The 25,483-nt window shown below is 64.4% G+C and carries 26 protein-coding genes, 1 tRNA gene and 1 pseudogene; 10 read left to right on the forward strand and 18 right to left on the reverse strand.

The annotated features are described in order from the left end of the window. The first annotated feature begins 157 nt into the window (after window positions 1–157). Window positions 158–1,471 carry a hemolysin family protein gene (locus KDC96_RS13560; protein WP_212448925.1) on the forward strand — a complete coding sequence of 438 codons (1,314 nt, stop codon included), beginning with the start codon at window positions 158–160 and terminating at the stop codon, window positions 1,469–1,471. A gap of 108 nt (window positions 1,472–1,579) precedes the next feature. Here KDC96_RS13560 and KDC96_RS13565 read toward each other — a convergent pair whose 3' ends face one another. The 9 genes and pseudogenes from KDC96_RS13565 to KDC96_RS13605 all read right to left on the reverse strand — a co-directional run bounded on the left by KDC96_RS13565 (window position 1,580) and on the right by KDC96_RS13605 (window position 9,561). Further along, on the reverse strand, window positions 1,580–1,990 hold the full coding sequence (locus KDC96_RS13565; protein ID WP_212448926.1) for a DUF3035 domain-containing protein: 411 nt from the start codon (window positions 1,988–1,990) through the stop codon (window positions 1,580–1,582). A gap of 2 nt (window positions 1,991–1,992) precedes the next feature. Continuing rightward, on the reverse strand, window positions 1,993–2,535 hold the full coding sequence (gene lspA, locus KDC96_RS13570) for a signal peptidase II (RefSeq protein ID WP_212448927.1): 543 nt from the start codon (window positions 2,533–2,535) through the stop codon (window positions 1,993–1,995). Continuing rightward, entirely contained in the window at window positions 2,532–5,672 is a 3,141-nt protein-coding gene (locus KDC96_RS13575; RefSeq protein WP_212448928.1) for an isoleucine--tRNA ligase, read from the reverse strand. Before KDC96_RS13575 ends, lspA begins: the two co-directional genes overlap by 4 nt. Further along, the gene (locus KDC96_RS13580) at window positions 5,665–6,606 is read right to left on the reverse strand and encodes a bifunctional riboflavin kinase/FAD synthetase (protein ID WP_212448929.1); all 942 of its coding nucleotides are present in this window, start codon (window positions 6,604–6,606) and stop codon (window positions 5,665–5,667) included. Before KDC96_RS13580 ends, KDC96_RS13575 begins: the two co-directional genes overlap by 8 nt. Beyond that, complete coding sequence (locus tag KDC96_RS13585) at window positions 6,606–7,127, reverse strand: dihydrofolate reductase (RefSeq protein ID WP_212448930.1); 522 nt, start codon at window positions 7,125–7,127, stop codon at window positions 6,606–6,608. The genes KDC96_RS13580 and KDC96_RS13585 overlap by 1 nt, the downstream gene beginning before the upstream one ends. Then, window positions 7,124–8,196: pseudogene (locus KDC96_RS13590) on the reverse strand (5-(carboxyamino)imidazole ribonucleotide synthase). Before KDC96_RS13590 ends, KDC96_RS13585 begins: the two are co-directional and overlap by 4 nt. Next, window positions 8,193–8,672: a 5-(carboxyamino)imidazole ribonucleotide mutase gene (purE, locus tag KDC96_RS13595; RefSeq protein ID WP_212448931.1), complete on the reverse strand. Its 480-nt coding sequence runs from the start codon at window positions 8,670–8,672 to the stop codon at window positions 8,193–8,195. Before purE ends, KDC96_RS13590 begins: the two are co-directional and overlap by 4 nt. A 14-nt stretch (window positions 8,673–8,686) precedes the next feature. Then, window positions 8,687–9,373: a 2,3-diphosphoglycerate-dependent phosphoglycerate mutase gene (gene gpmA / locus KDC96_RS13600; RefSeq protein ID WP_212448932.1), complete on the reverse strand. Its 687-nt coding sequence runs from the start codon at window positions 9,371–9,373 to the stop codon at window positions 8,687–8,689. Between the two features lie 38 nt (window positions 9,374–9,411). Further along, complete coding sequence (locus tag KDC96_RS13605) at window positions 9,412–9,561, reverse strand: hypothetical protein (RefSeq protein ID WP_212448933.1); 150 nt, start codon at window positions 9,559–9,561, stop codon at window positions 9,412–9,414. A gap of 90 nt (window positions 9,562–9,651) precedes the next feature. On the opposite strand from KDC96_RS13605, the gene KDC96_RS13610 reads away from it, so the two are divergent. The 7 genes from KDC96_RS13610 (at window position 9,652) to KDC96_RS13640 (ending at window position 13,977) form a co-directional block, all read left to right on the forward strand. Beyond that, window positions 9,652–9,726 (forward strand) — tRNA-Thr (locus KDC96_RS13610). 105 nt (window positions 9,727–9,831) lie between these two features. Then, on the forward strand, window positions 9,832–10,521 hold the full coding sequence (locus tag KDC96_RS13615) for a hypothetical protein (RefSeq protein ID WP_212448934.1): 690 nt from the start codon (window positions 9,832–9,834) through the stop codon (window positions 10,519–10,521). 67 nt (window positions 10,522–10,588) lie between these two features. Next, window positions 10,589–11,353, forward strand: coding sequence for an SDR family NAD(P)-dependent oxidoreductase (locus KDC96_RS13620; RefSeq protein WP_212448935.1), 765 nt, complete (start codon window positions 10,589–10,591; stop codon window positions 11,351–11,353). 33 nt (window positions 11,354–11,386) lie between these two features. Continuing rightward, entirely contained in the window at window positions 11,387–12,355 is a 969-nt protein-coding gene (locus KDC96_RS13625; RefSeq protein WP_212448936.1) for a thiamine pyrophosphate-dependent dehydrogenase E1 component subunit alpha, read from the forward strand. Between the two features lies 1 nt (window position 12,356). Then, window positions 12,357–13,343: an alpha-ketoacid dehydrogenase subunit beta gene (locus tag KDC96_RS13630; protein WP_212448937.1), complete on the forward strand. Its 987-nt coding sequence runs from the start codon at window positions 12,357–12,359 to the stop codon at window positions 13,341–13,343. A 12-nt stretch (window positions 13,344–13,355) separates the two neighbouring features. Then, on the forward strand, window positions 13,356–13,586 hold the full coding sequence (locus KDC96_RS13635; protein WP_212448938.1) for a biotin/lipoyl-containing protein: 231 nt from the start codon (window positions 13,356–13,358) through the stop codon (window positions 13,584–13,586). 4 nt (window positions 13,587–13,590) lie between these two features. Continuing rightward, on the forward strand, window positions 13,591–13,977 hold the full coding sequence (locus tag KDC96_RS13640) for a nuclear transport factor 2 family protein (protein WP_212448939.1): 387 nt from the start codon (window positions 13,591–13,593) through the stop codon (window positions 13,975–13,977). A gap of 163 nt (window positions 13,978–14,140) precedes the next feature. On the opposite strand, the gene KDC96_RS13645 is transcribed toward KDC96_RS13640, so the two are convergent. Together KDC96_RS13645 and KDC96_RS13650 are read right to left on the reverse strand one after the other, a co-directional pair. Next, window positions 14,141–14,893 (reverse strand): SDR family NAD(P)-dependent oxidoreductase, encoded by a 753-nt coding sequence (locus tag KDC96_RS13645; RefSeq protein WP_212448940.1) that lies wholly within the window; start codon window positions 14,891–14,893, stop codon window positions 14,141–14,143. A gap of 145 nt (window positions 14,894–15,038) precedes the next feature. Continuing rightward, complete coding sequence (locus tag KDC96_RS13650; protein ID WP_212448941.1) at window positions 15,039–16,469, reverse strand: SRPBCC family protein; 1,431 nt, start codon at window positions 16,467–16,469, stop codon at window positions 15,039–15,041. 100 nt (window positions 16,470–16,569) lie between these two features. Between KDC96_RS13650 and KDC96_RS13655 the strand changes: the two genes are divergently transcribed. Further along, window positions 16,570–17,103 (forward strand): VOC family protein, encoded by a 534-nt coding sequence (locus tag KDC96_RS13655; protein ID WP_212448942.1) that lies wholly within the window; start codon window positions 16,570–16,572, stop codon window positions 17,101–17,103. A gap of 249 nt (window positions 17,104–17,352) precedes the next feature. Here KDC96_RS13655 and KDC96_RS13660 read toward each other — a convergent pair whose 3' ends face one another. Further along, window positions 17,353–18,162, reverse strand: coding sequence for a LuxR C-terminal-related transcriptional regulator (locus KDC96_RS13660; protein ID WP_212448943.1), 810 nt, complete (start codon window positions 18,160–18,162; stop codon window positions 17,353–17,355). A 137-nt stretch (window positions 18,163–18,299) separates the two neighbouring features. Between KDC96_RS13660 and KDC96_RS13665 the strand changes: the two genes are divergently transcribed. Beyond that, window positions 18,300–19,919, forward strand: coding sequence for an AMP-binding protein (locus KDC96_RS13665; RefSeq protein WP_212448944.1), 1,620 nt, complete (start codon window positions 18,300–18,302; stop codon window positions 19,917–19,919). Window positions 19,920–20,105: 186 nt separating this feature from the next. On the opposite strand, the gene KDC96_RS13670 is transcribed toward KDC96_RS13665, so the two are convergent. From KDC96_RS13670 to KDC96_RS13695, 6 genes are all read right to left on the reverse strand, one after another. Next, window positions 20,106–21,005, reverse strand: coding sequence for an SDR family oxidoreductase (locus KDC96_RS13670; RefSeq protein WP_212448945.1), 900 nt, complete (start codon window positions 21,003–21,005; stop codon window positions 20,106–20,108). Window positions 21,006–21,141: 136 nt separating this feature from the next. Beyond that, window positions 21,142–22,350 (reverse strand): acyl-CoA dehydrogenase family protein, encoded by a 1,209-nt coding sequence (locus KDC96_RS13675; RefSeq protein WP_212448946.1) that lies wholly within the window; start codon window positions 22,348–22,350, stop codon window positions 21,142–21,144. 16 nt (window positions 22,351–22,366) lie between these two features. Next, window positions 22,367–23,122, reverse strand: a complete 756-nt coding sequence (locus KDC96_RS13680) for a ThuA domain-containing protein (RefSeq protein WP_212448947.1) — start codon at window positions 23,120–23,122, stop codon at window positions 22,367–22,369. 4 nt (window positions 23,123–23,126) lie between these two features. Continuing rightward, window positions 23,127–23,897: an SDR family NAD(P)-dependent oxidoreductase gene (locus KDC96_RS13685; protein WP_249171805.1), complete on the reverse strand. Its 771-nt coding sequence runs from the start codon at window positions 23,895–23,897 to the stop codon at window positions 23,127–23,129. Then, the gene (locus KDC96_RS13690) at window positions 23,898–25,058 is read right to left on the reverse strand and encodes a thiolase family protein (protein WP_212448948.1); all 1,161 of its coding nucleotides are present in this window, start codon (window positions 25,056–25,058) and stop codon (window positions 23,898–23,900) included. Then, a complete protein-coding gene (locus tag KDC96_RS13695; protein ID WP_212448949.1) occupies window positions 25,055–25,480 on the reverse strand; it encodes a Zn-ribbon domain-containing OB-fold protein in 426 nt (141 codons plus the stop codon). The genes KDC96_RS13690 and KDC96_RS13695 overlap by 4 nt, the downstream gene beginning before the upstream one ends. Between the last annotated feature and the right edge of the window lie 3 nt (window positions 25,481–25,483).

Raw genomic sequence — 25,483 nt, forward strand, 5'->3', positions numbered from 1 at the left:
GCGCGGAAATGACGCTTGTTCCCACAATTCGCGTGTGAGCGAGCGCGGTTTGCAGCCACCTTAACCGAACGCGAAAGGCGGCAAACGGCAACGGCGCTGAGGATGACGATTCCACTGGCGGCTGGCAAGGCGTAGCAATTGTGCTAGCGCATCAGCCGTGACTCCTTTTCCCTGGACCGACCTTATCATCATCGCCGGACTGATCGTGATCAACGGCGTGTTTGCCATGTCCGAGCTGGCGATTGTCTCGGCCAAGACCTCGACGCTCAAGACCAAGCGCGACGAGGGCTCGGTCAGTGCGCAGATCGCGTTGCGGCTGGCGGCCGAGCCGGGCAAGTTCCTCTCGACCGTGCAGATCGGAATTACGCTGATCGGGATCATCGCCGGCGCCTATTCGGGCGCGAGCCTCGGCGAACCGGTTGGCCAACGGCTGGTGTTGCTGGGCCTGCCGCCGGAGCTTGCTAGCGAGACCGGGTTCGCGGTGGTGATCGCGCTCACGACCTATTTCAGCCTGGTGATCGGCGAGTTGGTGCCCAAGCAGCTGGCGCTGCGCTCCGCGATCCCGATTTCGCTGGTGATGGCGCGCCCGATGCAATGGATGGCCCGGGTCGCCGCGCCGCTGGTGTGGGTGCTCGACAAATCCTCGGCGATGCTGATCGCGCTGTTCGGCATTCGCCAGAAGGGCCAGCATTCGGTCACCGCAGAGGAACTGCAGATGATTTTCGCCGAAGCGACCCGATCGGGCGTGATCGAGGCGGACCAGCACCAGATCCTGACCGGCGTCGTCCGGCTCGCCGAACGTCCGGTGCGCGAAGTGATGACCCCGCGAACCGAGCTCGACTGGATCGATCTCAACGCCGACGAGGCGGCGATCCGCGAAACGATCGAGGACAGCCCGCATTCGCTGCTGCCGGTGGCAGACGGCTCGCCCGATACGATCCTCGGCGTGGTCAAGGTGCGCGAATTGCTCGGCGCAATGGTCGCAGGCGAGCCGGTCGCGCTCAAACGGATGATGCGCAAGGCCGAGGTCGTGCCCGACCAGCTCGACGCGATGGATGCGCTGCGGGTGCTGCAATCGGCCGAGGTCGCGATGGCGCTGGTGCACGACGAATACGGCCATTTCGAAGGGGTGGTGACCCCGGTCGACCTGCTGACCGCGATGGCGGGCGGTTTCGCCAGCGATCAGGACGATGGCGATGCGCCGCAGGTGGTCGAACGCGAAGACGGATCGCTGCTGATTTCGGGTGCGCTGTCGGCCGATGCCCTCGCCGACCGGCTGGGCCTCGATTACGCCGACGATCGCGAATTCGGCACCGCTGCCGGCTATATCCTCTCGGTGCTCAAGCAGCTGCCGGCCGAGGGCGACCACTTCACCGATCAGAACTGGCGGTTCGAGGTGGTCGACATGGACAACCGCCGGATCGACAAGATCCTGGTGCAGAAGGAAGTTGTCGCTCTGCCGGAGGAATAGCCGGGGTTCGGCGCACTCTGCCCACCGCTCGACCGCTCATCGCAAGGCGATCTCCGCACCCTAAACGGGCGAGGCTTTCGCACGCCCGAGAGCGCGCGCAAGCAAGACTCAGCCCGGGATCAGGGTCTGCGCGTTCTGGCCGTCGCCTTCGGGCGCAGCGATGATATCGCGGGTCACGCGGCCCTTGGCCACGGTGTTGGTGCCCGGATCGCCCACGGTCGAGCGGATGCTGGGCGCGGCAGAACCGGCGCGGTCGAGCGTGCTGGTTTCGATCTGGCTGCGCGGAGCCGGGCCGCCGAACAGCGCGTCGAGCGCCTGTTCGGCCGCAGTGCCTTCGGCCGGGCGCGGGGCACCGGGCGCGGGCGGGGTAAGGCTGAAATCGGGCGGCACCACCAGCGGGGCCTGCCGTTGCACCGCGAATTCATCGGGCCGGTCGCGGTTGAAGATCCCGCCGCCGCCGCACGCGGCGAGCATGGCACAGCCGGAGCCAAGCAGGATGACGGATTTCAGGTTACGCATGTCTAGCTCTCCACGGGCCGCTCGACGGACGGCTCTTCGGTATCGGTTTCGTCCTTTTCGCGCAGGAGAAGGCTGCGCGCAAGGATGATGACCACGCCGATGGTGATGGCAGCATCGGCGATGTTGAAAACAAGGAACGGGCGGAAGGTGCCGATGTGAAAATCGGCGTAATCGATGACGTATCCGAGATCCCAGCGATCGCGGATATTGCCGATCGCGCCGCCGAGGATCAGGCCGAGCCCGATGATGTCGCCCAGCAGTTTCTCGCGCATCATCCACACTAGCACCACCAGCGCGATCAGCGCCGTAAGCCCGACCAGCAGCCAGCGCATCTCCATGCTGGTCGCCTGCAGCATCCCGAGCGAAATGCCGCGGTTCTCGGTGTATGTGAGGTCGAAGAACGGCAACAGGTCGATCTTCTTGTTCGGCTGCGAGCGCAAGGCGAGCGGCCCGATCACGTACCATTTCACGACCTGGTCGATTACGGCGATGAACGCCGCGAGCGCGAGGCCGATCACGCGATTACGGGTGAACCATTCGCTCATGCCGCCACCTCGTCCAGCGCCGAGACGACGCTGTCGCACCGCCCGCACAGCGCGCCGTCTTCCGGCACGTCGGGCAGCAGACGCCAGCAGCGGCCGCATTTGGCGTCGGTGGATTTGGCGACGATCACCTCGTCCCCATCGCCGCGCGTCACTGTCCCGGTGATGAACAGTTCGGCGAGCTGCGCGTCGGTCACGCCTTCGGGCACCGCACCGGCGGGCACGGTGACGGTGGCTTCGTTGCTCGAACGGATCACCTTGTCGCGGCGCAGCGGCTCGATCGCTTCGGTGACGCGTTCGCGCAGGGCGCGCAGTTTGTCCCACTTGGCGCGGTCGACGGTGACGGCGGGGACGCTCGGCCATTCGAGCAGGTGGACGCTGCCGACCTGCCCATCTTCATCCGGCATGTCATCTTCGGGATAGCGCGAGTTCCACACTTCCTCTGAGGTGAAGACCAGCACCGGCGCGGCCCAGCGGACCAGCGCGTGGAACAGCAGATCGAGCACCGTGCGATAGGCGTTTCGGCCTGCGCTGTCGCCGCCGTCGCAATAGAGCGTGTCCTTGCGGATATCGAAGAAGAACGCCGACAGGTCCTCGTTGCAGAAATCGACCAGCAGGCGGGTGTAGGTGTTGTAGTCGTAATCCTCGACCGCCTGGCGCAGCTTGCCGTCGAGCTCGCTCAGCAGCGAGAGGACGTAGACTTCCAGCTCGGGGATTTCGCCCGCATCGGACATGTCGCCGACAAACCCGTCGAGCGCGCCGAGCAGGTAGCGGAAGGTGTTGCGCAACCGGCGATACTGGTCGCCGACACCTTTCAGGATTTCATCGCCGATGCGGTGGTCTTCGGTGAAATCGACCGAGAGCGCCCACAGCCGGATGATGTCCGCGCCGGTCGTCTCCATGATCTTCAAGGGATCGACGGTGTTGCCGAGCGACTTCGACATCTTCTTGCCCTTGGCGTCCATCGTGAAGCCGTGGGTCAGCACCTGATCGTAGGGCGCGCGGCCGCGCGTCGCGCAGCTTTGCAGCAGCGAGGACTGGAACCAGCCGCGATGCTGGTCGGAACCTTCGAGATACAGATCGGCAGGCCATTGCAGGTCCGGCCAGCGGCCGCTTTCGAGCACGAAGGCGTGGGTGCAGCCCGAATCGAACCAGACATCGAGGATGTCCATGACCATCTCGAAATCGTCGGGATTGTGCGCGTTGCCGAGGAATTCGGCCTTGCGCGCCTCTTCCCACGCATCGACGCCGTCCTTCTGTACGGCGGCGACGATCCGGGCGTTCACGGCGGGGTCTTGCAGGTAGCTGCCATCGGGGCGCACGAAGAGCGTGATCGGCACCCCCCAGGCGCGCTGGCGGCTGAGAACCCAGTCGGGCCGCCCTTCGACCATCGAGCCGATGCGGTTGCGGCCCTTTTCGGGCACGAAGCGCACGCGGCCGATTTCGGACATGGCGCGAGTTCGCAAGGTATCTCGTTTGCCCTCAGCTTGTTGCAGGGCATCATTGCCCGCAGCTGCCGCCTCGATCTCCTCGATACTCGCCGAATGCAGCGAGGATGGCTTGGCGACCGGCTCAAGCTCCTTGTCCATCGGCACGAACCATTGCGGCGTGCAGCGGAAGATCACCTTGGCCTTGGACCGCCAGCTGTGCGGGTAGGAGTGCGCGTAATCGGCGGAGGCACTGAGCAGCGCGCCCGCTTCGCGCAGGTCGGAGCAGATCGGCCCGTCGGGCGCGTTGAAGGGCTTGTTGATGACGGATCGGCGGCGCTCGTCCGAGCCGCCGAGCCATTCCCAGTCGTCGCGATAGCGGCCATCGTCCATGACCGCGAAAACGGGATGGATGTCATTGGCCTTGCACAGATCGAAATCGTCCTCACCGTGATCGGGCGACATATGGACGAGGCCGGTGCCGCTCTCGGTGGTGACGAAATCGCCCGCGAGGAAGGGGCGGGGCGTGGCGTAGAACCCCCCCAGATGGTGCATCGGATGGCGGACCTTGGTCCCGGCAAGGTCAGAGCCCTTAATAAGACGAGTTTCGTCAAATGTGAAATCAATCACCACGCCTTTGAGCCCGTGCTCACTCCAATCTATCTGTCTAACGCTATTGGCAACCCTTGCGTTGAGGGCTTCGACAAGATCTCTTGCTATCAAAACGACCTTCGGCAGGCTTGAGAAGCCGGTGGCCATCATTGCGGGCTCGATCTTCTCGTTTGCGTCGTTCAGATACTCCCAAGCCTCTTCCGTGAGGCCGTGCTTTGTAGACTTGTCGATAACCTCGTCGGACGTGAAGTCGAAATTGCGACCACCATCACCATCAAAGCCAGAAAAGCCCGTGCCGCTCTCAGCCAACACATACTCAACATCCGGCCCATAGGCCAAAGCCTGATTGACCGGGATCGTCCACGGCGTCGTCGTCCAGATCACCGCGTGCGCGCCGACCAATTCCTCGATCGGGCTTTCGACAATCTCAAACGCCACATCGACCTGCGGCGAATCCGTCAGGTCCTCATATTCGACCTCGGCCTCGGCTAGCGCGGTCTTCTCGACCGGCGACCACATCACCGGCTTTGACCCGCGATAGAGGTTGCCCGCCTCAGCGAACTTCAGCAGTTCGGCGACAATCGTCGCTTCCGCCTGGAAATCCATCGTCAGATACGGATTGTCCCAGTCGCCCATGATGCCGAGCCGTTTCAGCTGCTCGCGCTGGGTGTCGACCCAATGCTGCGCATAGGCGCGGCATTCGGCGCGGAATTCCTTGGCCGGAACCTCGTCCTTGTTCTTCTTCTTCTTGCGGTACTGCTCCTCGACCTTCCATTCGATCGGCAGGCCGTGGCAGTCCCAGCCGGGGACATAGGGCGCATCCTTGCCGAGCAGATTCTGCGTGCGGCAGACCATGTCCTTCAGGATATGGTTGAGCGCGTGGCCGATATGCATATCGCCATTGGCGTAGGGCGGGCCATCGTGGAGGATGAACTTCTCGCGCCCGCGCCGCGCCTCGCGCAACTTCTCGTAAAGCCCGATCTCGCGCCAGCGCGCCTCGATGCCCGGCTCCTTCTGCGGAAGGCCGGCCTTCATCGGGAAGTCGGTCTTCGGCAGGAAGACGGTATCCCGGTAATCGCGCTTCTGAGTCTCTTCAGTCATGGCCGAGCGCGCTTAGAAGCCGCCGCGCCTCGGCGCAATCCTTGTCCATCTGCGCGATGAGATCATCCAGATTATCGAACTTGGCTTCGCCGCGCAGGAAATGGTGAAACGCGACTTCGATTTCCTGCCCGTAAAGATCGCCGGAGAAGTCGAAGAAATAGGGTTCGAGCAGTTCCTTGGGCGGCTCGAATTGCGGGCGGATGCCGATATTAGCCGCGCCTTTCAGCACCTGCCCTGTAGCGAGGATCCGCCCGCTGACGGCGTAGACCCCGTATTTGGGCCGCAGATACTTGTCGATCGCGATGTTGGCGGTGGGATAGCCGAGCTTGCGCCCGTTCTTGTCGCCATGCTCGACGATCCCCCGGATCGCGAAGGGGCGGGTGAGCAGATCGGCGGCCAGTTGCGGATCGCCTGCGCGCAGGGCCTCGCGGATGCGGCTGGAAGAGACGACTTGGCCTGCGCCTTCGACCGCCTCGACCACGCGCGAGTGCAGGCCCAGTTCGCCCCCGAGCGTTTGCAGCAGCTCGACATTGCCCTTCGCGCCCTGGCCGAAGGTGAAGTCGTTGCCGGTCACCACCCCATGCGCGCCGAAGCGTTCGACCAGGATCGTGCGGATGAAATCCTCCGCCGAAGTTCCCGCCAGCTCGCCGTCGAAATGGAACACCAGCATCGCGGTCGCGCCCGCCGCGAGATACAGCTCCTGCCGCTGTTCGAGCGTCGTCAGCCGAAACGGCGGGACATCGGGCCGGAAGAACCGCACCGGATGCGGATCGAAAGTGGCGATGATCGAAGGCCTGCCCTCGGCATGCGCCCAGTCGATCGCTTCGCCTGCGACCGCCTGATGCCCGCGATGAAACCCGTCGAAATTGCCGAGCGCGATCACCGCGCCGCGTAGCGCCTCGGGCACGGGGTCGCGATGATCGAGCCACCGCATTATTCCGCGCCCTCTGCGGTGTCCTCGTCGTGACGGTGGTAGGTGACGAAGGAATAGGCCGGGAATCCTGCCTCCGCGGGATGGTCATCGCGCGCTATAGCCTTCCAGTCGGCACCGAGCGGTTTCATGAAGGCATCGCCGGGATAATCGGCGTGGATTTCGGTCACCTCGATGCGCTGGGCGAGCGGGCGGAACACGTCGTAGACCGCCGCTCCGCCGACCACCGCGATCTGGCCGGTATCGTTGTCTCTCCGCGCGAGCGTCAGCGCCTCCTCGACCGAATGCGCGATCTCCGCCCCGGTCGAATCCCACGGTTCGCGCCGGGTCAGGACGATGTGCCGGCGACCGGGCAGCAGGCCGGGCAGGCTCTCGAAGGTCTTGCGCCCCATGATCATCGGCTTGCCCATGGTCAGCGCCTTGAAGCGCCTGAGGTCGGCGGGCAATCGCCACGGCAGGGTGCCTTCGTGCCCGATCGCGCCATTGGCAGCGCGGGCGTAGATCAGGACAATCTCGTGGTTCACGGCTGACCGTGGCTCACGCGGGTGACGTGCCCCATCTTGCGGCCTTCGCGCACTTCGGCCTTGCCGTAGAGGTGGAGATGCGGTTCGCCAGCTTCGGAAAGGATCCGGTGCGCGGTGAGTGCCTGCTCGCCGACGATGTTGCGCATATCGATACCGGCAAAGCGCGTTTCGGTTCCGCCCAGCGGCAGCCCGGCAACCGCGCGGATGTGGTTCTCGAACTGGCTGGTGGCCGCGCCCTCGATCGTCCAGTGCCCCGAATTGTGCACCCGCGGGGCCATCTCGTTGAACACCGGGCCGGACTTCGTGGCGAAGAACTCGAGCGTCAGCACTCCGACATATCCGAGCGCGTCGGCGGTCTTGCCCGCGAGCGCGCGGGCCTCATCCACCTGCGCCGCCACCAGATCGCCCGCGGGAAACACCGAATGCGACAGCATCCCGCCCTCATGCGTGTTGGCGGTCGAATCCCAATACCGGATTTCGCCTGCAGCCGATCGTACGAGGATCACCGAAAACTCGGTTTCGAACTCGACCATGCCTTCGTAGATGCACGCGCGCCCCGGAAACCGCACGCCGGCGGCGTCGCGGCGGCTGGCGATGCGCCACTGGCCCTTGCCGTCGTAGCCGTCGCGCGCGGTCTTGAGGATGCCCGGCGTGCCGATCCGGTCGATCGCGCGCATCAGGTCCTCGTCGCTGTCGACCCGCAAATAGGGGCACAGGCCCCACCGAGCTGCTCGACGAACCGCTTCTCATTGAGCCGATCCTGCGCGATCTCCAGCGCCTTGGACTTCGGCACAAGCAGCCGCTCGGGGACGACGCCGACGGCGCTCAGCGGCACATTCTCGAATTCCCAGGTAACCACGTCGCAGCGGCTCGCAAAGGCCGCGAGCGCGTCTTTCTCGCCCCAGCCGTTCTCGAAGAAATCGGTGCAGGCCGCAGACGCGACATTGTCCCCAGGCGGAGCATAGCCGATACAGCGGTAGCCAAGCTGCATCGCCGACATGGCGAGCATTCGCCCGAGCTGGCCGCCGCCGAGAATGCCGATGGTGGAGCCGGGAGGCAGGGACGTCATTGCGGCACCTCGCCCACCGCCGCGCTCTTGGCCGCGCGCCAATCCTGCAAACGTTCGGACAGGTCTTCGTCGCTCAAGGCCAGGATCGCCGCTGCCAGCAGCGCCGCGTTTTTCGCACCCGCTTCGCCGATAGCGAGCGTGCCGACCGGGATGCCGGCGGGCATCTGCACGATCGAGAGCAGGCTATCCAGGCCGCTCAGCGCTTTCGATTGGACGGGCACGCCGAGCACCGGAAGGTGCGTCATGCTGGCGATCATGCCCGGCAGATGCGCCGCGCCGCCCGCACCGGCGATGATGACATCGAAACCGTCGCCTTCAGCGCCCTTGGCGAAGGCGCTCATCCGGTCGGGCGTTCGGTGGGCGGAAACGATCCGCGCCTCGTGCTCGATTTCGAGCTCGTCCAGCACCTCGGCGGCGCGTTGCATGGTCGGCCAGTCGGACTGGCTCCCCATCACGATCGCTACTTTGCCTCCCATTGGACCCGCGCCCCTCAGCTATCCTTCAGGTAGTACCGTTCGCCCGGCACCATGTTGTCGTCAAAGTCATAGATGATCGGCTGCCCGGTGGGAATCTCCAGCCCGGTGATGTCCTCATCGGAGATTTTCGAGAGGTGCTTGACCAGCGCGCGCAAGGAATTGCCGTGCGCGGAGATGATCACCGTCTCGCCACTGGCGAGCACCGGAACGATTGCCTCTTCCCAATAGGGCAGCACCCGCTCGATGGTGAGCTTGAGGCTTTCGGCCTTGGGCACGTCGACGCCGGCATAGCGCGGATCGCCCGACAGGTCGTATTGGCTGCCCGGCTCGATTGGCGGCGGCGGCGTGTCGAAGCTGCGGCGCCAGATATGCACCTGCTCGTCGCCATGCTTGTCGCGCATTTCCTGCTTGTTGAGCCCGGTCAGCCCGCCATAATGCCGTTCGTTGAGCCGCCAGTGCTTGGTCACCGGGATCCACAGCCGCCCGGCCTGGTGCAGCGCAAGGTGCAGGGTGCGGATCGCGCGGGTCTGGACCGAAGTGAAAGCGACGGTCGGCAGCACGCCCTTGTCCTTGAGCAGAACACCTGCATCTTTCGCTTCCGCGATACCCTTGTCGGTCAGGTCGACGTCCCACCAGCCGGTGAAGCGGTTTTCGAGGTTCCACTGGCTCTGGCCGTGGCGGACCAGGATCAACTTGGGCATGGGAGAATGCGCTCCTGCTGTATCGGGAGCACCACGCGTTAGCTCTCGCTATCCCCTTTGGAAAGCCCGGTATCGCGTGATTCGGTGGCTTGCGCCCGGCTCTGTGCCTTTCGCCGACGCAGGTTATCGCGCAGTTTCGCCGCGAGCCGCTCTTCCCGCGACATATTCTTGCCGGTCTTTTCATTCATGCGAAATGCCTTGGCGCCAGACGCTGCGCGGTTCAAGCTTGGCTTGACTTTCCCCCGCTGCGCGACAATAGCGCGCGCCTGTTTCGGTACGCTGCTGTAGCTCAGTGGTAGAGCGCACCCTTGGTAAGGGTGAGGCCGAGAGTTCAATTCTCTCCAGCAGCACCATTTTTCAGCGACCTAGGCGACGCTGAAGATCTTCTTCTGCAGAATTCCCGCGCCACCAGTGGTTGCCGCTCGACAACGCCCTATGCTTTCACCAGTGTCGATCGGATGAAGTCCAGCGTGCAGGATCAGCTTCTTACCTGGCCTCGGCTGGCGTGGCTGTCCGCAGCGCTGGCCGGCATCGTGGCACCAGCCACGGCCATGCTTGTGCTTGTGGATGCATCCGCTCCCGCTTCGTTCGCGTCATTTGGCGGTCCGATCCTCGCAATCGGACTGATGGGGGCCGGCATGATAGCGGCTGCCGCAGCCGGTCGTCTGTGGATCGGAGTCCTTCTTGCCATCCTTACCGGCACCGGCCTTACCTTGCTGGCGCACGCGCTCGGTGTGCCGACCCTGCCTCATCTGCTGGGCATTGGGTTGGCGATCTTCATTGCCAGCATCAGCTTTTCCGCAAGGGGCGCTCTGTTTGCCAAGAGCGCAAAGGGCAAAGGTTGGTGGATTGCCTTGGCCGTGGTCGCTGGCGAGGCGGCTGTTGTCCTGACCGCTGCGGCGGAGCCGGGCGTGTGGCCCGACTGGCTGCTGGCCCTGTTGCCCGCGCAGTGGGCCAACATGGCGATCCAGGCGACGCTCAACGGGACCGGCGCCCTCGCGGCCAGATCCGCCCTGATTGCCCTCGGTGGCACGGCGGCCGCGACGCTGTTTGTCACTCGGTTATGGCCGCGCCGGTGGCCCTACTTGATCATGTTCACGACGTGGCTCGGACTCGCGGCGCTCGTCTACCACTACCCCCACTTTTGACGAGTGCGCGCGCTGCCCTCGCTCCGCTATCTCCCTTGCATCAAACATTGGCGATGGAGAGATGGCTATGGATCTGGGACTAAAGGGCAAGAAAGTCATCATGAACGGCGGCGCGCACGGGCTGGGCCTCGCCTCGCTCAAGCTGTTCGCTGCCGAAGGCGCCGATGTCGCCTTCTTCAGCCGCAAGGACGACAAGATCGAAGCCGCCAAATCGGCCATCGACGCGGCGGGGCCGGGCAAGGTGTTTGCCGAGGTGTTCGACATGGCTTCGGGCGGCGACGCCTACAAAGCGTGGCTTGAGAAAGCGGCGGGCGAACTGGGCGGCTGCGATATCTTCATCCACACCGCGTCGAGCTCGGGCACCGGGGGCACCGGCGACTGGCAGAGCACGCTCGACATGGACATCATGGGTGCGGTCCACGGGGTCGAGGCGCTCACGCCGCACCTCGCCAAATCGAGCAGCGGCTCGATCCTCTTCATGAGCTCCACGGCAGCCTTGGAAACCTTCATCGCCCCGCAAGCCTTCAACGCGCTCAAGGCCGCGCTCATCACCTACGGTTCGCAGCTGTCGCAGGCGCTCGCGCCGCAGGGGATCCGGGTCAACTGCGTCTCACCCGGCGCAATCTACTATCCGGGCGGCAACTGGGAAGTGATCGAAGGCGCCATGCCCGAATTGTTCCAGGGCACGCTCGCAAAAATGCCGATGGGCCGGTTCGGCAACGATCAGGAGGTCGCCAACGCGATCGTCTTCGTCGCCAGCCCTGCAGTCCCCTACATGACCGGCGCGAATATCGTCGTCGATGGCGGGTTTACGCAGCGCGTCCAGTTCTAAGCACCTTGTTTCAAAGGGAAAGGGCCTCTCCCCATGTCTGAAATAGATCGCGACAAGCTGCTCGATATCTACACCCGCACAATGAAGGTAAACCGCACCGACGAGAAGTTCCGCGCGCTGCTGATGCAGGGCAAGGTCGCGGTGATGTATTATTGCGTGCGCGGGCAGGAGCTGGTCTCCGCCGCCGCCATGGCTGCGCTCGAGGACGACGATTACGTCGTGTGCACCTATCGCGGTCAGGGCGAGCAGACCGCCAAGGGCATCCCGATCGAGAAATGGTGGGGCGAATGCCTCGGCAAGGCGACCGGCACCTGCAAGGGCAAAGGCGGCACGATGCACATCACCGATCCCGAAACCGGGATCATGGTGACGACCGGCGTGGTCGGGAGCGGCCTGCCGATCGCCAACGGCCTTGCGATGGCGAGCCAGAACAGTGGCGATGGGCGGGTGACGCTGGTCAGCTTCGGCGATGGCGCCGCGAACATTGGTGGCTTTCACGAGGCGATGAACATGGCCCAGCTCTACAAGCTGCCGGTCGTGTTCTTGTGCCAGAACAACCGCTATGGCGAGCATACCGCCTACGCCGATCACACCAACAGCAAAAGCATCGCGTCGCGCGCGGAAGGTTACGGAATGAGGGGCGTTACGGTGGACGGCAACGACGTCAACCAGATCTACCCTGCGGTGAAGGAAGCGGTCGATCGCGCGCGCGCCGGGGAGGGACCGACGCTGGTCGAGGCGATGTGTTACCGCATGATGGGACACTTCTTCGGTTCGGACTTTTCCTACATGCCCAAGGAACACCTCGCGGAAATGCAGGCCGAGGATCCGCTGCCCAAGCTGCGCGCGGTCATGCTCGAACGCCAGTTTTCCGAGGAGGAGCTCGACCAGATCGTTGCCGATATCGACGCGGAGATCGACGCGGCGGTCCAGCACGCGCTCGATGCGCCGCTGCCCGACACCGACGAAATCTATAAAGACGTGCTCGAGGAGGTGAACTGACATGGCCGAGATCACCATGACGCAGGCGCTGAACCTCGCGATCGACGAGGCGATGGCTGAAGATGACGGCGTGTTCTGCCTCGGTGAGGATGTCGCGGCGAAGCAGGGCGGCGGGGTGTTCAAGATCACTTCGGGCCTGACCGAGAAATATGGCGAACACCGCATCCGCGCGACGCCGATTTCCGAGACCGCGATCATCGGCGCGGCGGTGGGCGCGGCGCTCGCGGGCCAGCGTCCGATCGCCGAGATCATGCTGATGAACTTCGTCGGCGTGTGCATGGACCAAATCGTCAACCACGCGGCCAAACTGCGCTTCATGTCGGGCGGGCAGACGCCGTGTCCGATCGTGATCCGCACCACCACCGGTGTCGGCGTGGGCTTCGGTGGCCAGCACTCGGACATGCTGGAGGCGTGGTTCGCGCATGTTGCGGGCATCCACACCGTTACGCCGAGCAACGCCGCCGATGCGCGCGGGCTTATGCGCTCGGCGATCGATGCCAACGACCCGGTGATCTTCATCGAGAACATCCTGTGCTACGGGCTCACCAGCGAGGATCCCGGCCCTGGATACCGCGTGCCGCTCGGCAAGGCGGCGGTGGCGAAGGAGGGCAGCGACCTCTCGATCATCACCTATGGCCGCACCGTGCTCGACGCGCTCGAAGTGGCGGGCGAGCTTGAGAAGGAGGGCATCAGCGTCGAGGTGATCGACCTGCGCACGATCGCGCCCTACGACGAGGAGACCGTGCTCAAATCGGTCCGCAAGACCGGCCGCGCGCTGACCCTGCACGAAGCGGTGCGCCCGTTCGGCACCGGCGCGGAGATCGCCGCGAATATCCAGGAAAAGTGCTGGGATGACCTCAAGGGCCCGGTGCGGCGGATCGGCGGGACGTTCTCGGCAGTGCCGTTCGCGAGCCATCTCGAGCAGGCGTGGATTCCGACCAAGGCCGAGATCGTCGAACAGATCAAGGCGAGTGTTGGCAGGGTTTAGGGGCAAGGATTGATGGCTGAGGAAATCCGCATCCCCAAGCTCGGCATGAGCGCCACCGAAGTCACCCTGTCCGAATGGATGTTCGGTGACGGCGAGACGGTGGCAAAGGGCGACATCATCTACACCGCCGAAACCGACAAGACGACCGTCGAGATCGAAGCGCAGGCCAGCGGGACGATCCGCCCGACCGGCGAGGAAGGCACCAAGTACAAGGTCGGCGACGTGATTGGGACGATCGAGTAGGCCCATGGCTAGTCCGCGCGAAATGCTGTCAGCCGTTTACGCGGCCGCCGGTGCGCGCGATTGGGAGAAAGTCGAAAGCCTGATCCACCCCGATTTCGTGCTTTACGAAGCCGAATGCCTGCCCTTCGGCGGCGAATGGCGCGGCAAGGACGCGCTGCAACGCTGCGCGGCGGCGATGTACGGCACCTGGGCCGAAGCCACAGTCGACATCCACGACATCACCGGCGGCGACACGTGGGCGGTCACGGTACTGACGCTGACCATGACGTCGAAGCGCACCGGCGAGACTTTCTCGCAAACGGTCAATGAAGCGGGCACCTTCGAGGACGGCCTGCTGAAAGAACTGCGCATCCACTATTTCGACGCGGCGGAGGTGGCGGAGAAGGCGTGAGCCAAGAAAAAGAAAGCCCGATCTCGGACCAAGTCCGGGATGACGTTGTGAGTGGGGAATCGGTCGCGCAGCGACCGCAAGAGCGACCGCTCGCCCGCAGTTGCTCGAACCCGCAGGGTTCGAAACAGCACCGAGGAGTTCGCCCGGATGGGCGAACGCAAACCTACAACGTCTGCCCGTCATCCAGAACGAAATCCGCGCCGGTCACATATTCCGCGGCGTCCGAGCACAGGAACAGCAGCGGGCCGTCGAGGCCTTCCTCCGCCATCAGCCGCCGCTTGGGGAAGCGAGCGATCTGTTTCTTGCCGGGTTCGGTGTCGAACCATGCATCGTTGATCGCGGTGCGGATGTAGCCGGGAGAGATGGTGTTCACGCAGATGCCGTGCCGCGCCCATTCGCGGGCCATGCTGCGCGCGGCCTGTACCACGCCTGCCTTGCTGGCCGAGTAGGCGACGAGGCCGGGGGAGGGCTCGAAGGCGGTGATCGAGGCGATCATCACGATGCGCCCTTTCGTCACGCCCGACGCCATCATCCGCTTCGCGCCCTCGCGCGCGGTAAGGATCGCGCCCTTGAGGTTGATCGCGAGCGTGAGCTCGATCTCTTCCTCGGGCATGTCGGCGATCATGCCCGCGCCATCGATCCCGGCATTGGCGATGACGGTGTCGACCGTTCCGAAAGCCGCTTCGGCTGAGTCGAACCCGGCGACGATGTCGGCTTCGCGCATCACGTCCATTTCGATCGCGGCGGCCTGGTCGCCGATCTCGGCTGCCAGCTCTTCGAGCCGGTCCTTGCGCCGCGCACCCAGCGTCACCTTCGCTCCGTTTGCGGCAAGGATGCGCCCGAACCGCGCGCCAAGGCCCGAGGACGCGCCGGTAATGAGCGCGGTGCGCCCGGTGAGGTCGACGGAGATGGTCATCTTGGTAGGTTTCCACCCTTCGTCATTGCGAGCGCAGCGAAGCAATCCATGGCCCGCCAAGTCGACAGCCACAACCGATGCAATGGCTCGCAGGTCTTGTTCCATGGATTGCCGCGTCGCTGCGCTCCTCGCAATGACGAAGAAATCAAGCCGGCAACTCGCCGTCGATATATTTCCGCAATGTCGTCTGGAAATGCCGAACGCGGCTGTCCTGGTAGTGGCCCAGCTCCATCATCCCGTCGCGCATGGCCTTCATGCCCTCCTGGACGTAGGGCAGGTTGGACATGTCCTGATCGAACACATTGGCAAGCTGCGGACCCATCACGTCCGCCGCCCACGCGAACGGCTCATCGTCGGGGATGTAGGTCAATGCGACCGCGCGCGGGCGCTCCTCGCCCTTTGGCGTGGGGAACAGCAGGCGGATTTCCATGATGCACCAGTCGGGCGTGTCGCCGGGCAGCCAGCGATAGGTCAGCGTCGGCAGGTAGCCGATCCACGGCGCAAAATTTGGGAAGATGTTGTAGGTGAAATTATCGAGCAGTTCGCTGTCCGAGGCGTCTGAATAATCATGCCCGTACTGCTCGGCGAAGCCCTGCCGGCTCGCTTCGGCCAGCACCTTGCGCGCGCTCAGCGGATCGGCGGGGTCGAATTCGTCGCCGCTGTCTCCGGCGGCAAAGCGGCGGTTGGTGTCGGCATCTGCGCCGCCCGAAAACTCGTTCATCTTCTCGAGCACGTAGTTGGAATCCTTGCCCTTCATGTGCGGGCTGAGGACGCCCGAGGGCGTGATCGCACGGTTGAAGTGATCGCCGATGTGATCGTAGCGGGTGTTGGCGTCGCCGAGGAACGGCAGCAGCTGAGGGTGCGTGGTGACCGAATGCCAGGCTTCCATGAACGCTTCGGCGGTCGCTTTCCAGTTGGCGGGAATCCTCTTCTGGATCCACATCCCGGTGTAGCGGTTCTCGAAATCGTAGCGCTCGTAATGCGACGCCGCCGGGCCGAGCCAGGTCTTGAAATCGGGCAGGTCGGCGTTTTCGGTGATCATCACGAACCCCTGCCACAGCTCGACGCGCGCTTCGGGCAGGCTCATGTCCTTGCCGTCGAGATGCTTGAAATCCCACGCGCAGGGAATTTCCTTGAGGCTGCCGTCGTTGCGCCAGGTGAAGCCGTGGAACGGGCACCTGAGCTGGATCGAGTTGCCGCCTTCGGTGCGCAGCTTGCGCCCGCGATGGAGGCAGGCATTGTAGAACGCCTTCACGCCGCCGTCCTTCTGCCGGATCAGCAGGAAGCTCTTTCCCGCGATCTCGAACACGACGCTGTCGCCCGGATCGGGCATTTCGTCTTCGCGCGCGGCGAACAGCCAGACGTTGGGGAACACCCTTTCGCGTTCGAGCCGGGCGAATTCCTCGCTGATGTAAGGATCGACCGGGATCGGGTCGTCGGGCATGTCCGCGACGGTTTCCTCGAACAGGTAATCGGGCGGCGTGCGCGTATCCCCTTCGAGCATGTCGGTATAGGTAATGCCGGGGCAGCGATCCGCCTTGTCTGCTTCGCGGGCGACGTCTTTGATCTCGTTCATGGCCGGTGTCTCTCGATCCCTCGCACTTTGCGCAGTGTCCTGACCGCAGAATATTCCACACCTTGCCGCAGGGGTCACCCTAGCGGATTGGAGAGGACGCATGGCGCGTGAGCAAGGGATTGCAGGTCTGGGCGAGGTGATGCAGCTCGCCTTCGTGCCGGAGGATTTCGACGCGGCGGTGAGGCACTGGACCGAGGTGATGGGCGTCGGGCCGTTCTTCCTGATGGAGGGCATCCAGCTCGAAGGGATGAAATACCGGGGCGAGCCGACCGAGGCGGCGTTCGACCTCGCTCTGGCCTATTGGGGCGATATCCAGATCGAGCTGATCCGCCCGCGCGACGCCCACCCCTCGATCTACTCGGGCGAATACGCCGATGTCGGAGGCGGGCTCCACCATGTCTGCATCCTTGTCGACGATATCGAGCAGGCGCGGCGCGTATGCGGCGAGCAGGGCGCGGAAATCGTCATCGAAGGCGCGCTGGGCGACAGCAAGGTGATCTATGTGGATCCGGGGCGCGGCCCCGGCAGCCTCGTCGAGATCCTCCAGCAGGGCGAAGGCGGCCCCGGCCTGTTCGCGATGATCAAGCAGGCGGGCGAGGGCTGGGACGGCTCGGAGCCGTTGCGGAGTCTTTGATCTGCGAACGCCCATCCGGGCGTTCGTCCTCGGCGCTGTTCCTCCGCTTCGCTACGGGCGCCTGCGGGCGGCCAGTCGGCCTTGCGGTCGCTATCGCGACCGTGCTCCGCCACCAAGCCGCTAATTCAGAGCTGGCTCGACGCCGCAGGCGTCGCAAGGGCGACCGCCCGCCCGCAGCGGGTCCGTAGCGAAGCGAAGGACGACTAGCGAGGACGCGCCCGCGGATGCGGGTGCGAAAAGCAGACAATCCTAACTATTCGCCCCCAGATAGCCCAGTTGCCCGGCCTTGAAGATCGTCTGCGCGCGGTTGACGCTGTCGAGCTTCTCCCCCGCGCGGTGGATGTGATAGCGGATCGTGGCGTGCGAGCGTTCAAGGATCATGCTGATTTCCTTGTCGGTCTTGCCGATCGCTGCCCAGCGCAGGCACTCGACTTCGCGTTTCGACAGCACGCAGTCGGATGGAATCCGCCGCTTCGTGCGATGCGCCTGCACGTAGCCCGCGACAAACCGCCGGGTCAGCTGCGAGAACAGCGATCCGTACTCGATAAACTCTTCCGACAAATCCTCTTTCTCGCGGTCCATGCTGATGAAGCTGTTGGCCGAGATTTGCCCGAACGGCAGATGCACCGGGATCACGATCGCCGCCTTGCACAGCGAGCGTTTCTCGAAATCGGCGAGGTCCAGTTCTTCGAGGTAGGAATTGCGCCAGCGGGTGTTGAAGCCGTGCCGGTTGACCCAGAATGGCTCGCTTTCGTAGCGGCAGGCGCGCGGCAGCGGCGAATGCAGCGCGAGGCGATGATCCTCCCACCAGCGCGCACCATCATCGAGCCAGCGGAAAATGTCGGCGTTGAGGATCGTGCCCTCTGCATCGACCATCGGTTCCTTGGACGAAATGTCGTCGCACACCGCGACCTGCATTCCGCGTTCCTGCGCCACCCGCGCCAAGGCGACCGCGGCGTCGTGTATATCCTCGGGGCACGTAATGGTGACCGATTCGAGCAATTGCTCCAGATGCTCGCGGCCTTGCGGAGTGCGCAGTTCGATGACGTTGGCGGCCATTTTCTGGCTCCTTTCTCTCCTCAACTCCCGTCGCGCGCAGCGTATCCTATCTCCGGCCGATTCGCCTCATACTTTACGCAGGGGAATTGCGGGCTATCGCTGGCTACGCCGCAATGGTCTGAAGGGAGATTCCGGCGATGGTATGGCGGGGCGAGAATTTCGGCACTGCGCTCAAGGCATTGGCGGACGCGATCAAGCCCGGCAGGCCGGCGCTGGTGCATGGGGATCGGATCGTAAGCTGGGGCGAGCTGGACGATCAGACCGACCGGATCGCGGCGGCCTTGCGCGAGCGCGGGCTGAAGCGAGGCGACATTGCCGGGCAGATGCTGCGCAACACGCCCGATTACCTGCTGGCCTATTTCGGCTGCATCAAGGCGGGGGTGGTGCCGGTCAACGTCAACTACCACTACCAGCGCCGCGAACTGGCCGACATTTTCGAGCGGTTCGGGTTGAAGGCGCTGTTCACCGAAAGCGACTTTGCGAAAGTCGGTTCGCAGGCCATGCCCGAGGGCACGCTGACCGTCGATGTCGGGTCCGACGAATGGCAGGGGATGCGCAATCACAGGCTGCCGGACGATTTCGCTGTCCATGACGATCCCGAGGCGCTGTTCCTGACCGCGACCGGCGGCACCACCGGCATGCCCAAGGCGGTGATGTGGCCGATGGTCGAGGCGTGGCAGGCGTTCAGCATTGCGGTGTGGCAGACCGGGCTGGGCGAACCACCCTTCGTCGCGGAATCGCTCGCGAAACAGGCCGAGCGCGCCGCCACGATCGGCCCCGATCACCCGGCCAGCACCTCGCCGCTGCTGCTGCTCAGCCCGCTGATGCACGGGGCGGGGCAATTCACCGCGGTGATCCACCTGCTCAAGGGCGGGACGCTGGCGCTGCTCCCGGCAGACAAGTTCGATGCCGATCTCGCGCTCGACGAAGTGAAACGGCTCGGTGCGCGTGGCATTTTCATCGTCGGAGACGCCTTCGCGCTGCCGCTCGCCGACCGGCTCGATGCGCGCGGTGACGGGGGCGAGGTGCTGGCGAGCCTGCGCTCCATCACCTCTTCGGGCGCGGTGTTCTCGGCGGGTCTCAAGCAGCGCCTGCTGTCGCATCACCCGCAGATGGCGATCATCGACGCGCTCGGCTCGTCCGAAAGCTCGGGCACCGGCATCGTCATCACCACGGCTGCGGGTTCGACGGGTGGTGGAAAGTTCCAGCCCTTGCCGGGCCGCGAGACCAGGCTGTTCGACGAGAATCTGAAAGAGATCAAACCGGGCGAAGACGGAGTCGGCATCGTGGCGCGCACCGGGCCGCTGCCATTGGGCTATCTCGGCGAGACCGAGAAGAATGCACAGACCTTCCCCGAAATCGACGGCAAGCGCTGGCTGATGACCGGCGACCGCGCGCGCTGGGGCGCGGACGGGACGATGGAGTTCATCGGCCGCGACAACATGTGCATCAACACCGGCGGTGAGAAGGTCTTCCCCGAAGAGGTCGAGAAGGTGCTGATGGAGCACCCCGCCGTGCACGATGCGCGGGTCGTGAGCCTGCCCGACGAACGATTCGGCCGCAAGGTGGTGGCGGTGATCCAGCCCGAAGGCTTTGCGCCCGACGCGCTAGAGGATGCGCTGGACGGGCACGCACGCGAGGAACTGGCGGGATACAAGATCCCGCGCCTCTACGTCTTCACCGACCAGTCGCTGCGGCTGAATAATGGCAAGCCCGATTACAAGACCGCCCAGAAATTGGCGGACGAGGCTGGATAACCAGAAGAATACTCGTTTCGGTTCTGTTGGGCTGGCCTTGGCGCAATATCCTTCGACAAGCTCGGGTTGAGCGGGGTAGGCGCTGGTTCGGCGCGGAGCGGCGCAAGGCCGACCGACCGCCCGCAGCGATGCGGCCTTCAGGCCGCGTGAGCGAGGATATCGCGCGCCCGGATGGGCGTGCGCAAATCAAACACTCCTTTCGGCCTTGTCCTTCTCGTTCGTGCCCTTGATCATTGCGCGCATCTGGTCCCATTCGGCATCGCCGAGCGCGTGGAGCATCGGGTAGAACGTCCCGCCGGTCGCCTGGAATCCGGCGCCGTCGATCGCGATGGTCTGGCCGTTCACATATTCCGCGCCCGGCCCCATCAGGAAGGCGGCGAGGTTGGCGATTTCGTGCATTTCGCCCGCGCGGCCCATCGGGTTCATCGCGTTGTTCGAATTGCCGCCCGACCCGCCGGGATTGAGCCGCGCGCTCATGCCCTTGGTCGGGAAGAGGCCCGGCGCAATCGCGTTGAAGCGCAAGCCATAGCGGCCCCATTCGGTCGCAAGGCTCTGCGTCATGGCGTGGATCGCCGTCTTCGACATGGCGCTAGGAACCACGAAAGCGCTGCCCGACCACACCCAGGTGGTGAGGATCGAGAGGAAGCTTGCGGTCTTCTTCTCCGCGATCAGTCGCTTACCGATGTCGAGCGTGACGTAGAACGTGCCGCGAAACACGATGTCGGCGATCGCGTTGAAGCCGTTGACCGACAGGTCCTCGGTGCGGCTGATGAAGTTGCCCGCCGCGTTGTTGACCACCCCGGTCAGCGCGCCGCCATCGGCCCAGATCGCATCGACCATGGCATGGATCGCATCCGGATCGCGGATGTCGCAGGCCATGCCGACGATTGTGCCGCCGTGCTTCTCCTGCAGTTCGGCGGCGGTCTCGTCGAGTTTCCCCTGCCGCCGGCCGCAGATGTAGACGGTCGCGCCGAGCTTGAGGAAACCCTCGGCCATCTCCTTGCCCAGCCCGGTGCCGCCGCCGGTGACGAGAATGCGCTCGCCATCCATCAGCCCGTCGCGGAACATCAGTTTCGATACGTCCATTAGTCTTTCCTTCAGTTACCCGTCATTGCGAGCGCCGCAGGCGCGCGGCCATCCACGGCCCATCGGTCTCGGATGCGAGCGTCGGTCCATGGATTGCTTCGTCGTTTCACTCCTCGCAACGACGAAGAAGCGTGTGTCAAAGCCCCAGCACCGTCTTCGCGATGATGTTCTTCTGCACCTCGTCCGACCCGCCAAAGATCGTCGCGGCGCGGTTGTTGAGGTATTTGCCCATCGCCGTCTGCGCGAACTCGCTGCCGACCGGCTCGGGCGCTTCGTTGCCGTAGAGCGGGCGCTCCAATGGCAATTGCAACGCGTCGGGGCCGCACAAGTCGAGCCGCAAAGTGTCGACCTGCTGGCCGATGTTGGATGCGAGCAGCTTCACCAGCGAGGTTTGCGGGCCCGGCGCACGGCCTTTCGCCAGTTCGGCAAGGATGCGCAGCTCGGTGAATTCCAGCGCTTCGGCTTCGAGCCGCGCACGCGCCAACCGGTCGCGGAACCGCGCATCGTGCGCCATCGCGCCGTTGACGCCGGAGGGCTGCTCCTTGGCCAGCTGCTCGAGCTTTTCGATCGACTGGATCAGCCGCGGGGCAAAGCACGATCCGCCGCGTTCGTTTTCGAGCAGGAACTTGGCGATCGCCCAGCCCGCGCCCTCTTCGCCGATGCGGTTGTCGACCGAGGTGCGCGCGTCGGAGAAGAACACCTGGTTGACCTCGTGGTCGCCCGACATCGAATGGATCGGGGTAACCTCGACCCCGTCCTGGTCCATCGGGATCAGCAGGAAGGTGATCCCGGCCTGTTTCTTGCCCGAATTGTCGGTACGGACCAGCGCGAAGATCCAGTTGGCGTGATGCGCGTGGGTGGTCCAGATCTTCGAGCCGTTGACGACATACTCGTCGCCTTCGAGCCGCGCGGCGGTCTTGAGCGATGCAAGGTCTGATCCGCTGCCCGGTTCGGAATAGCCCTGGCACCAGTAATCCTCGCCCGAGAGGATGCGCGGCAGGAACCGTGCCTTCTGTTCCGGGGTGCCGAAGGCGCAGATCACCGGGCCGACCAGCTTGAGGCCGAGGATCGACAGCGCCGGGGCGCCTGCGAGCGCGCATTCCTTGTCGAAGATGAACTTCTGCACCGGGCTCCAGCCGGTTCCGCCGTCCTCTTCCGGCCAGAGCGGCGCGACCCAGCCCTTCTTGGCGAGGATGCGGTGCCATTCCATCCCGATATCGGGTTCGACGAAGACGCCCGGCGTGCGGCGCGCGCCGTCCTTCAAACGGTCGGGCAGCTTTTCGGCGAGAAACGTCCGGACCTCTTCGCGAAAGGCGAGGTCTTCAGGGGAGAAGTTCATGTCCATGGGCTGCGTCCCTAAGTCAGTCACCTTCCCGCATCGCCCAGCCAATCGAGCGTCGCAGGAGGTCGTAGTAAACATCGTAATTCCACGCGCACATCTCCTTGTGCGGGTAGAAATCCTGCATTCCCGGCAGGTCGTAATGGCCGCGACAATGGCCGAGCGTGTTGTAGACGATCCGCCCGTTGCCGATGTCGCGGGTGTAGAGGATCGGCACTGCCGTCTTGTCCCAGTGGCCATCGACGAATCCGGTCGCTTCGCCTTCGAACGTGGTCTGCATCAGCGTGTCGATATCGGCGGTGGTCTTGGAGAGATAGAGTTCGTCGACCACTTCGAAATCGTCGATCCCGCGCGTGAGTTCGTGGTCCTTGTTGACGACCTCCACTTCGAACGGGCCGATCGGCGGGTGCGCCTTGAACTGGGTGCCGAGCATGTCGAACACGTCGGGGCGGTTCTCGGGCGCATCGACGAGGCCGTCTTCGGTGAAGACGAGGATCGAATTGGTGCCGTGCAGCGCCAGCCACTTGCCGCCGCCTTCGAGCCAGGCGCGCAGCTGTTTCGCCTGATTCTCGGTCGGCATCAGGTCGCAGGTGTAGGTGACGAGGAAGCGGCACTGGTCGAGCCGATCCAACCCCGAATAGTCGCACGCGACGGTGGTGCGGATATGCGGGTGCTCCATCAGCAGCTTGAGCACTTCGAGCCGCGCATAGTCGATATCGTGATACTTGCCCGCAGCGACGAAATGGGCGTCGATCCTTTGTGCTGGTTGCTCGCCCATAGGCCTAACTCCTGATCGATCCGCCACCATCGACAGTAAAGTCGCAGCCGGTGGTAAAGCTCGCTTCGTCGCTGGCAAGGAACATTACTGCCTTCGCGACTTCCTCAGGCTCGCCGATGCGGTTCATCGGATGCGTCGCGGCGAAATTGGTCTCGATGTTCTCCGGCGTGTCGGCGCCCGAATATTTGTAGCGGTCGTACATCGGCGTGCGGATCGCGCCGGGGTGGACCATGTTCGCCCGGATCGGCACGCCGCGCTCGGCACAGTCGAGCGCGACGCTGCGGGTGAGGCCGAGCAGCCCGGCCTTCGACGCGCTGTAGGCGGCAACGAACGCCGCCGCGCGGATCGCGATCATCGAGCCGATATTGACGATCGCGCCCGGCTCGCCCGCCGCTTCCATCGCCGGGAGCGCGGCGCGCATGCCGTAATAGGGCCCATTGAGGTTGATATCGATGGTCCGCTCCCACGTGTCGATCGGCCCGTCGACCACGTTTCCTGGTTCGGAAATCCCGGCGATGTTGCACAACACATTGAGCTTGCCGAAATGCTCCTGCGCGGCTTTCACCGCCTCGTGCCACCGATCGAGATTCCGCACGTCGAGTTCGAACGCTTCGGCGTTCTCACCCAGCTCCTCCGCCAGCGCCTGCGCCTTGTCGATCTGCACGTCGCACAGCAGCACCTTGCCGCCTTCCGCGACGATCATCCGGCCGACCGTGGCCCCGATCCCCTCCGCGCCACCGGTAACCAGCGCGACCTTTCCGCTCATCTTGCCCATTCAGCGCTCCAATATCGCCACGGCAGAGAGGCCGGGTGCGCCGTAGACGTGGGAATAGCCCGTCTTCGGCGCCCCCCCGTGCGGTTTGGTGACCTGCCGTTCCCCCGCACGGCCTCGCAATTGCTCGACATTCTCGTAAACCTGCCGCAGGCCAGACGCCCCGATCGGCTCACCGCAGGCGAGACAGCCGCCATCGGTGTTGATCGGCAGCTTGCCCGTGCGTTCGGACCAGCCATTGGCGAGCCATTCCTCCTGCTCGCCGTCCTTGCAGAAGCCGTTTTCGGCCATGTGCATGATTTCTGCGCCGCTCTCGGTGTCCTGCAATTGCGCGACCTCGATGTCCTCCGGGCCGATCCCTGCCCCCTCGAATGCGGCCTTGCTGGCGAGCACGGTCGGCTTGCCGCCTTCCTTCACGCTGACGCCTGCCTGGAACACTTCGAAACTGTCGGGCGGCCGCGTGCGCACGGCGATCTTGGCGATCTTCACGCCGTCCGCGCCGAGTTCCTTCATCTTCCTCTCGCTGGCGAGGATGAGCGCAACGCCGCCCTCTGCGGGGGCGCAGAACATGAACTTGGTGAGCGGATCGTTGATCATCGGTGCGTTCATGATCGTTTCGAGATCGATTTCGCTGCGCCGCCAGGCATGCGGCGTCACCGCGCCGTTGCGGAATGCCTTCTCGGCCACCCTGCCCAAGGTGGTGCGGCTGATCCCGTGGAGCTGCATGTAACGCTGGATCTTGAGCGCGAAGAACTGCGTGGTCAGCATCATCCCGGTCTGCCCGTACCATTCGGGCAAACCATAATCGGCTGGCTTGGCGTTGAACGCGCCGCGCGGGTGCTTGTCGAAGCCGACCGCGAGCGCGAGATCGTACATTCCGCTCGCAATCGCCATCTGCGCGGAGACCAGCGCGCTGCCTCCGGTCGCGCAGCCATTGGCGACATTGGTGAAGGGCAGCGACGTCAGGCCCAGCTCGTTGACCATGATATCGGCATTGCCTGCCGCCGCCGAGCCGCCATAAGCGCATTCGATATCGGGCCAGTCGAGGCCCGCATCCTTCAGCGCTTCGCGCACGGCATAGACGCCCTGTTCGCGGCCCGAACGTTCCTCGGTCCGACCGAAGGGATGGATACCCGCGCCGATGATGTAGACATTCTCGCTCATGCGGCCTGCTCCTGAGACTGGGCGATGGGGTGGAAGGCGAAAGTGTCGTAGCGGTTGTTGAACGGCACGATGCAGAATTCGAGCGGCATATCGAGATGCAGGTCTTCGAGCTTTGCGCCGACGATGCGGCTTTCGACGATCACTTCGCCGGGCAATTCAACATAGCCAAGCAGGAACGGCACGAAGGCGGGCGGGCCTTCATCGGGTCCGGAGCCGGGGCCTTCATAGGGTTCCTTGGGCAGGAAGCCCTGCGTGGTCCACGACCACAGCTTGCCGTGGCGCGACAGCTTGTAGGGTTCGACGTCCTTCGCCGCGTCGCCCTGCGGCATCGGGAACACGATTTCACCGGAGGATAGTTTCCCGCCCATCAGGTGCGGTTCGGGATCGTCGCTCCACAGGTCCGGATCGATCTTCTCGCCCATGCT

The organism is Erythrobacter sp. JK5 (assembly GCF_018205975.1).
Classification (GTDB): Bacteria; Pseudomonadota; Alphaproteobacteria; order Sphingomonadales; family Sphingomonadaceae; genus Erythrobacter.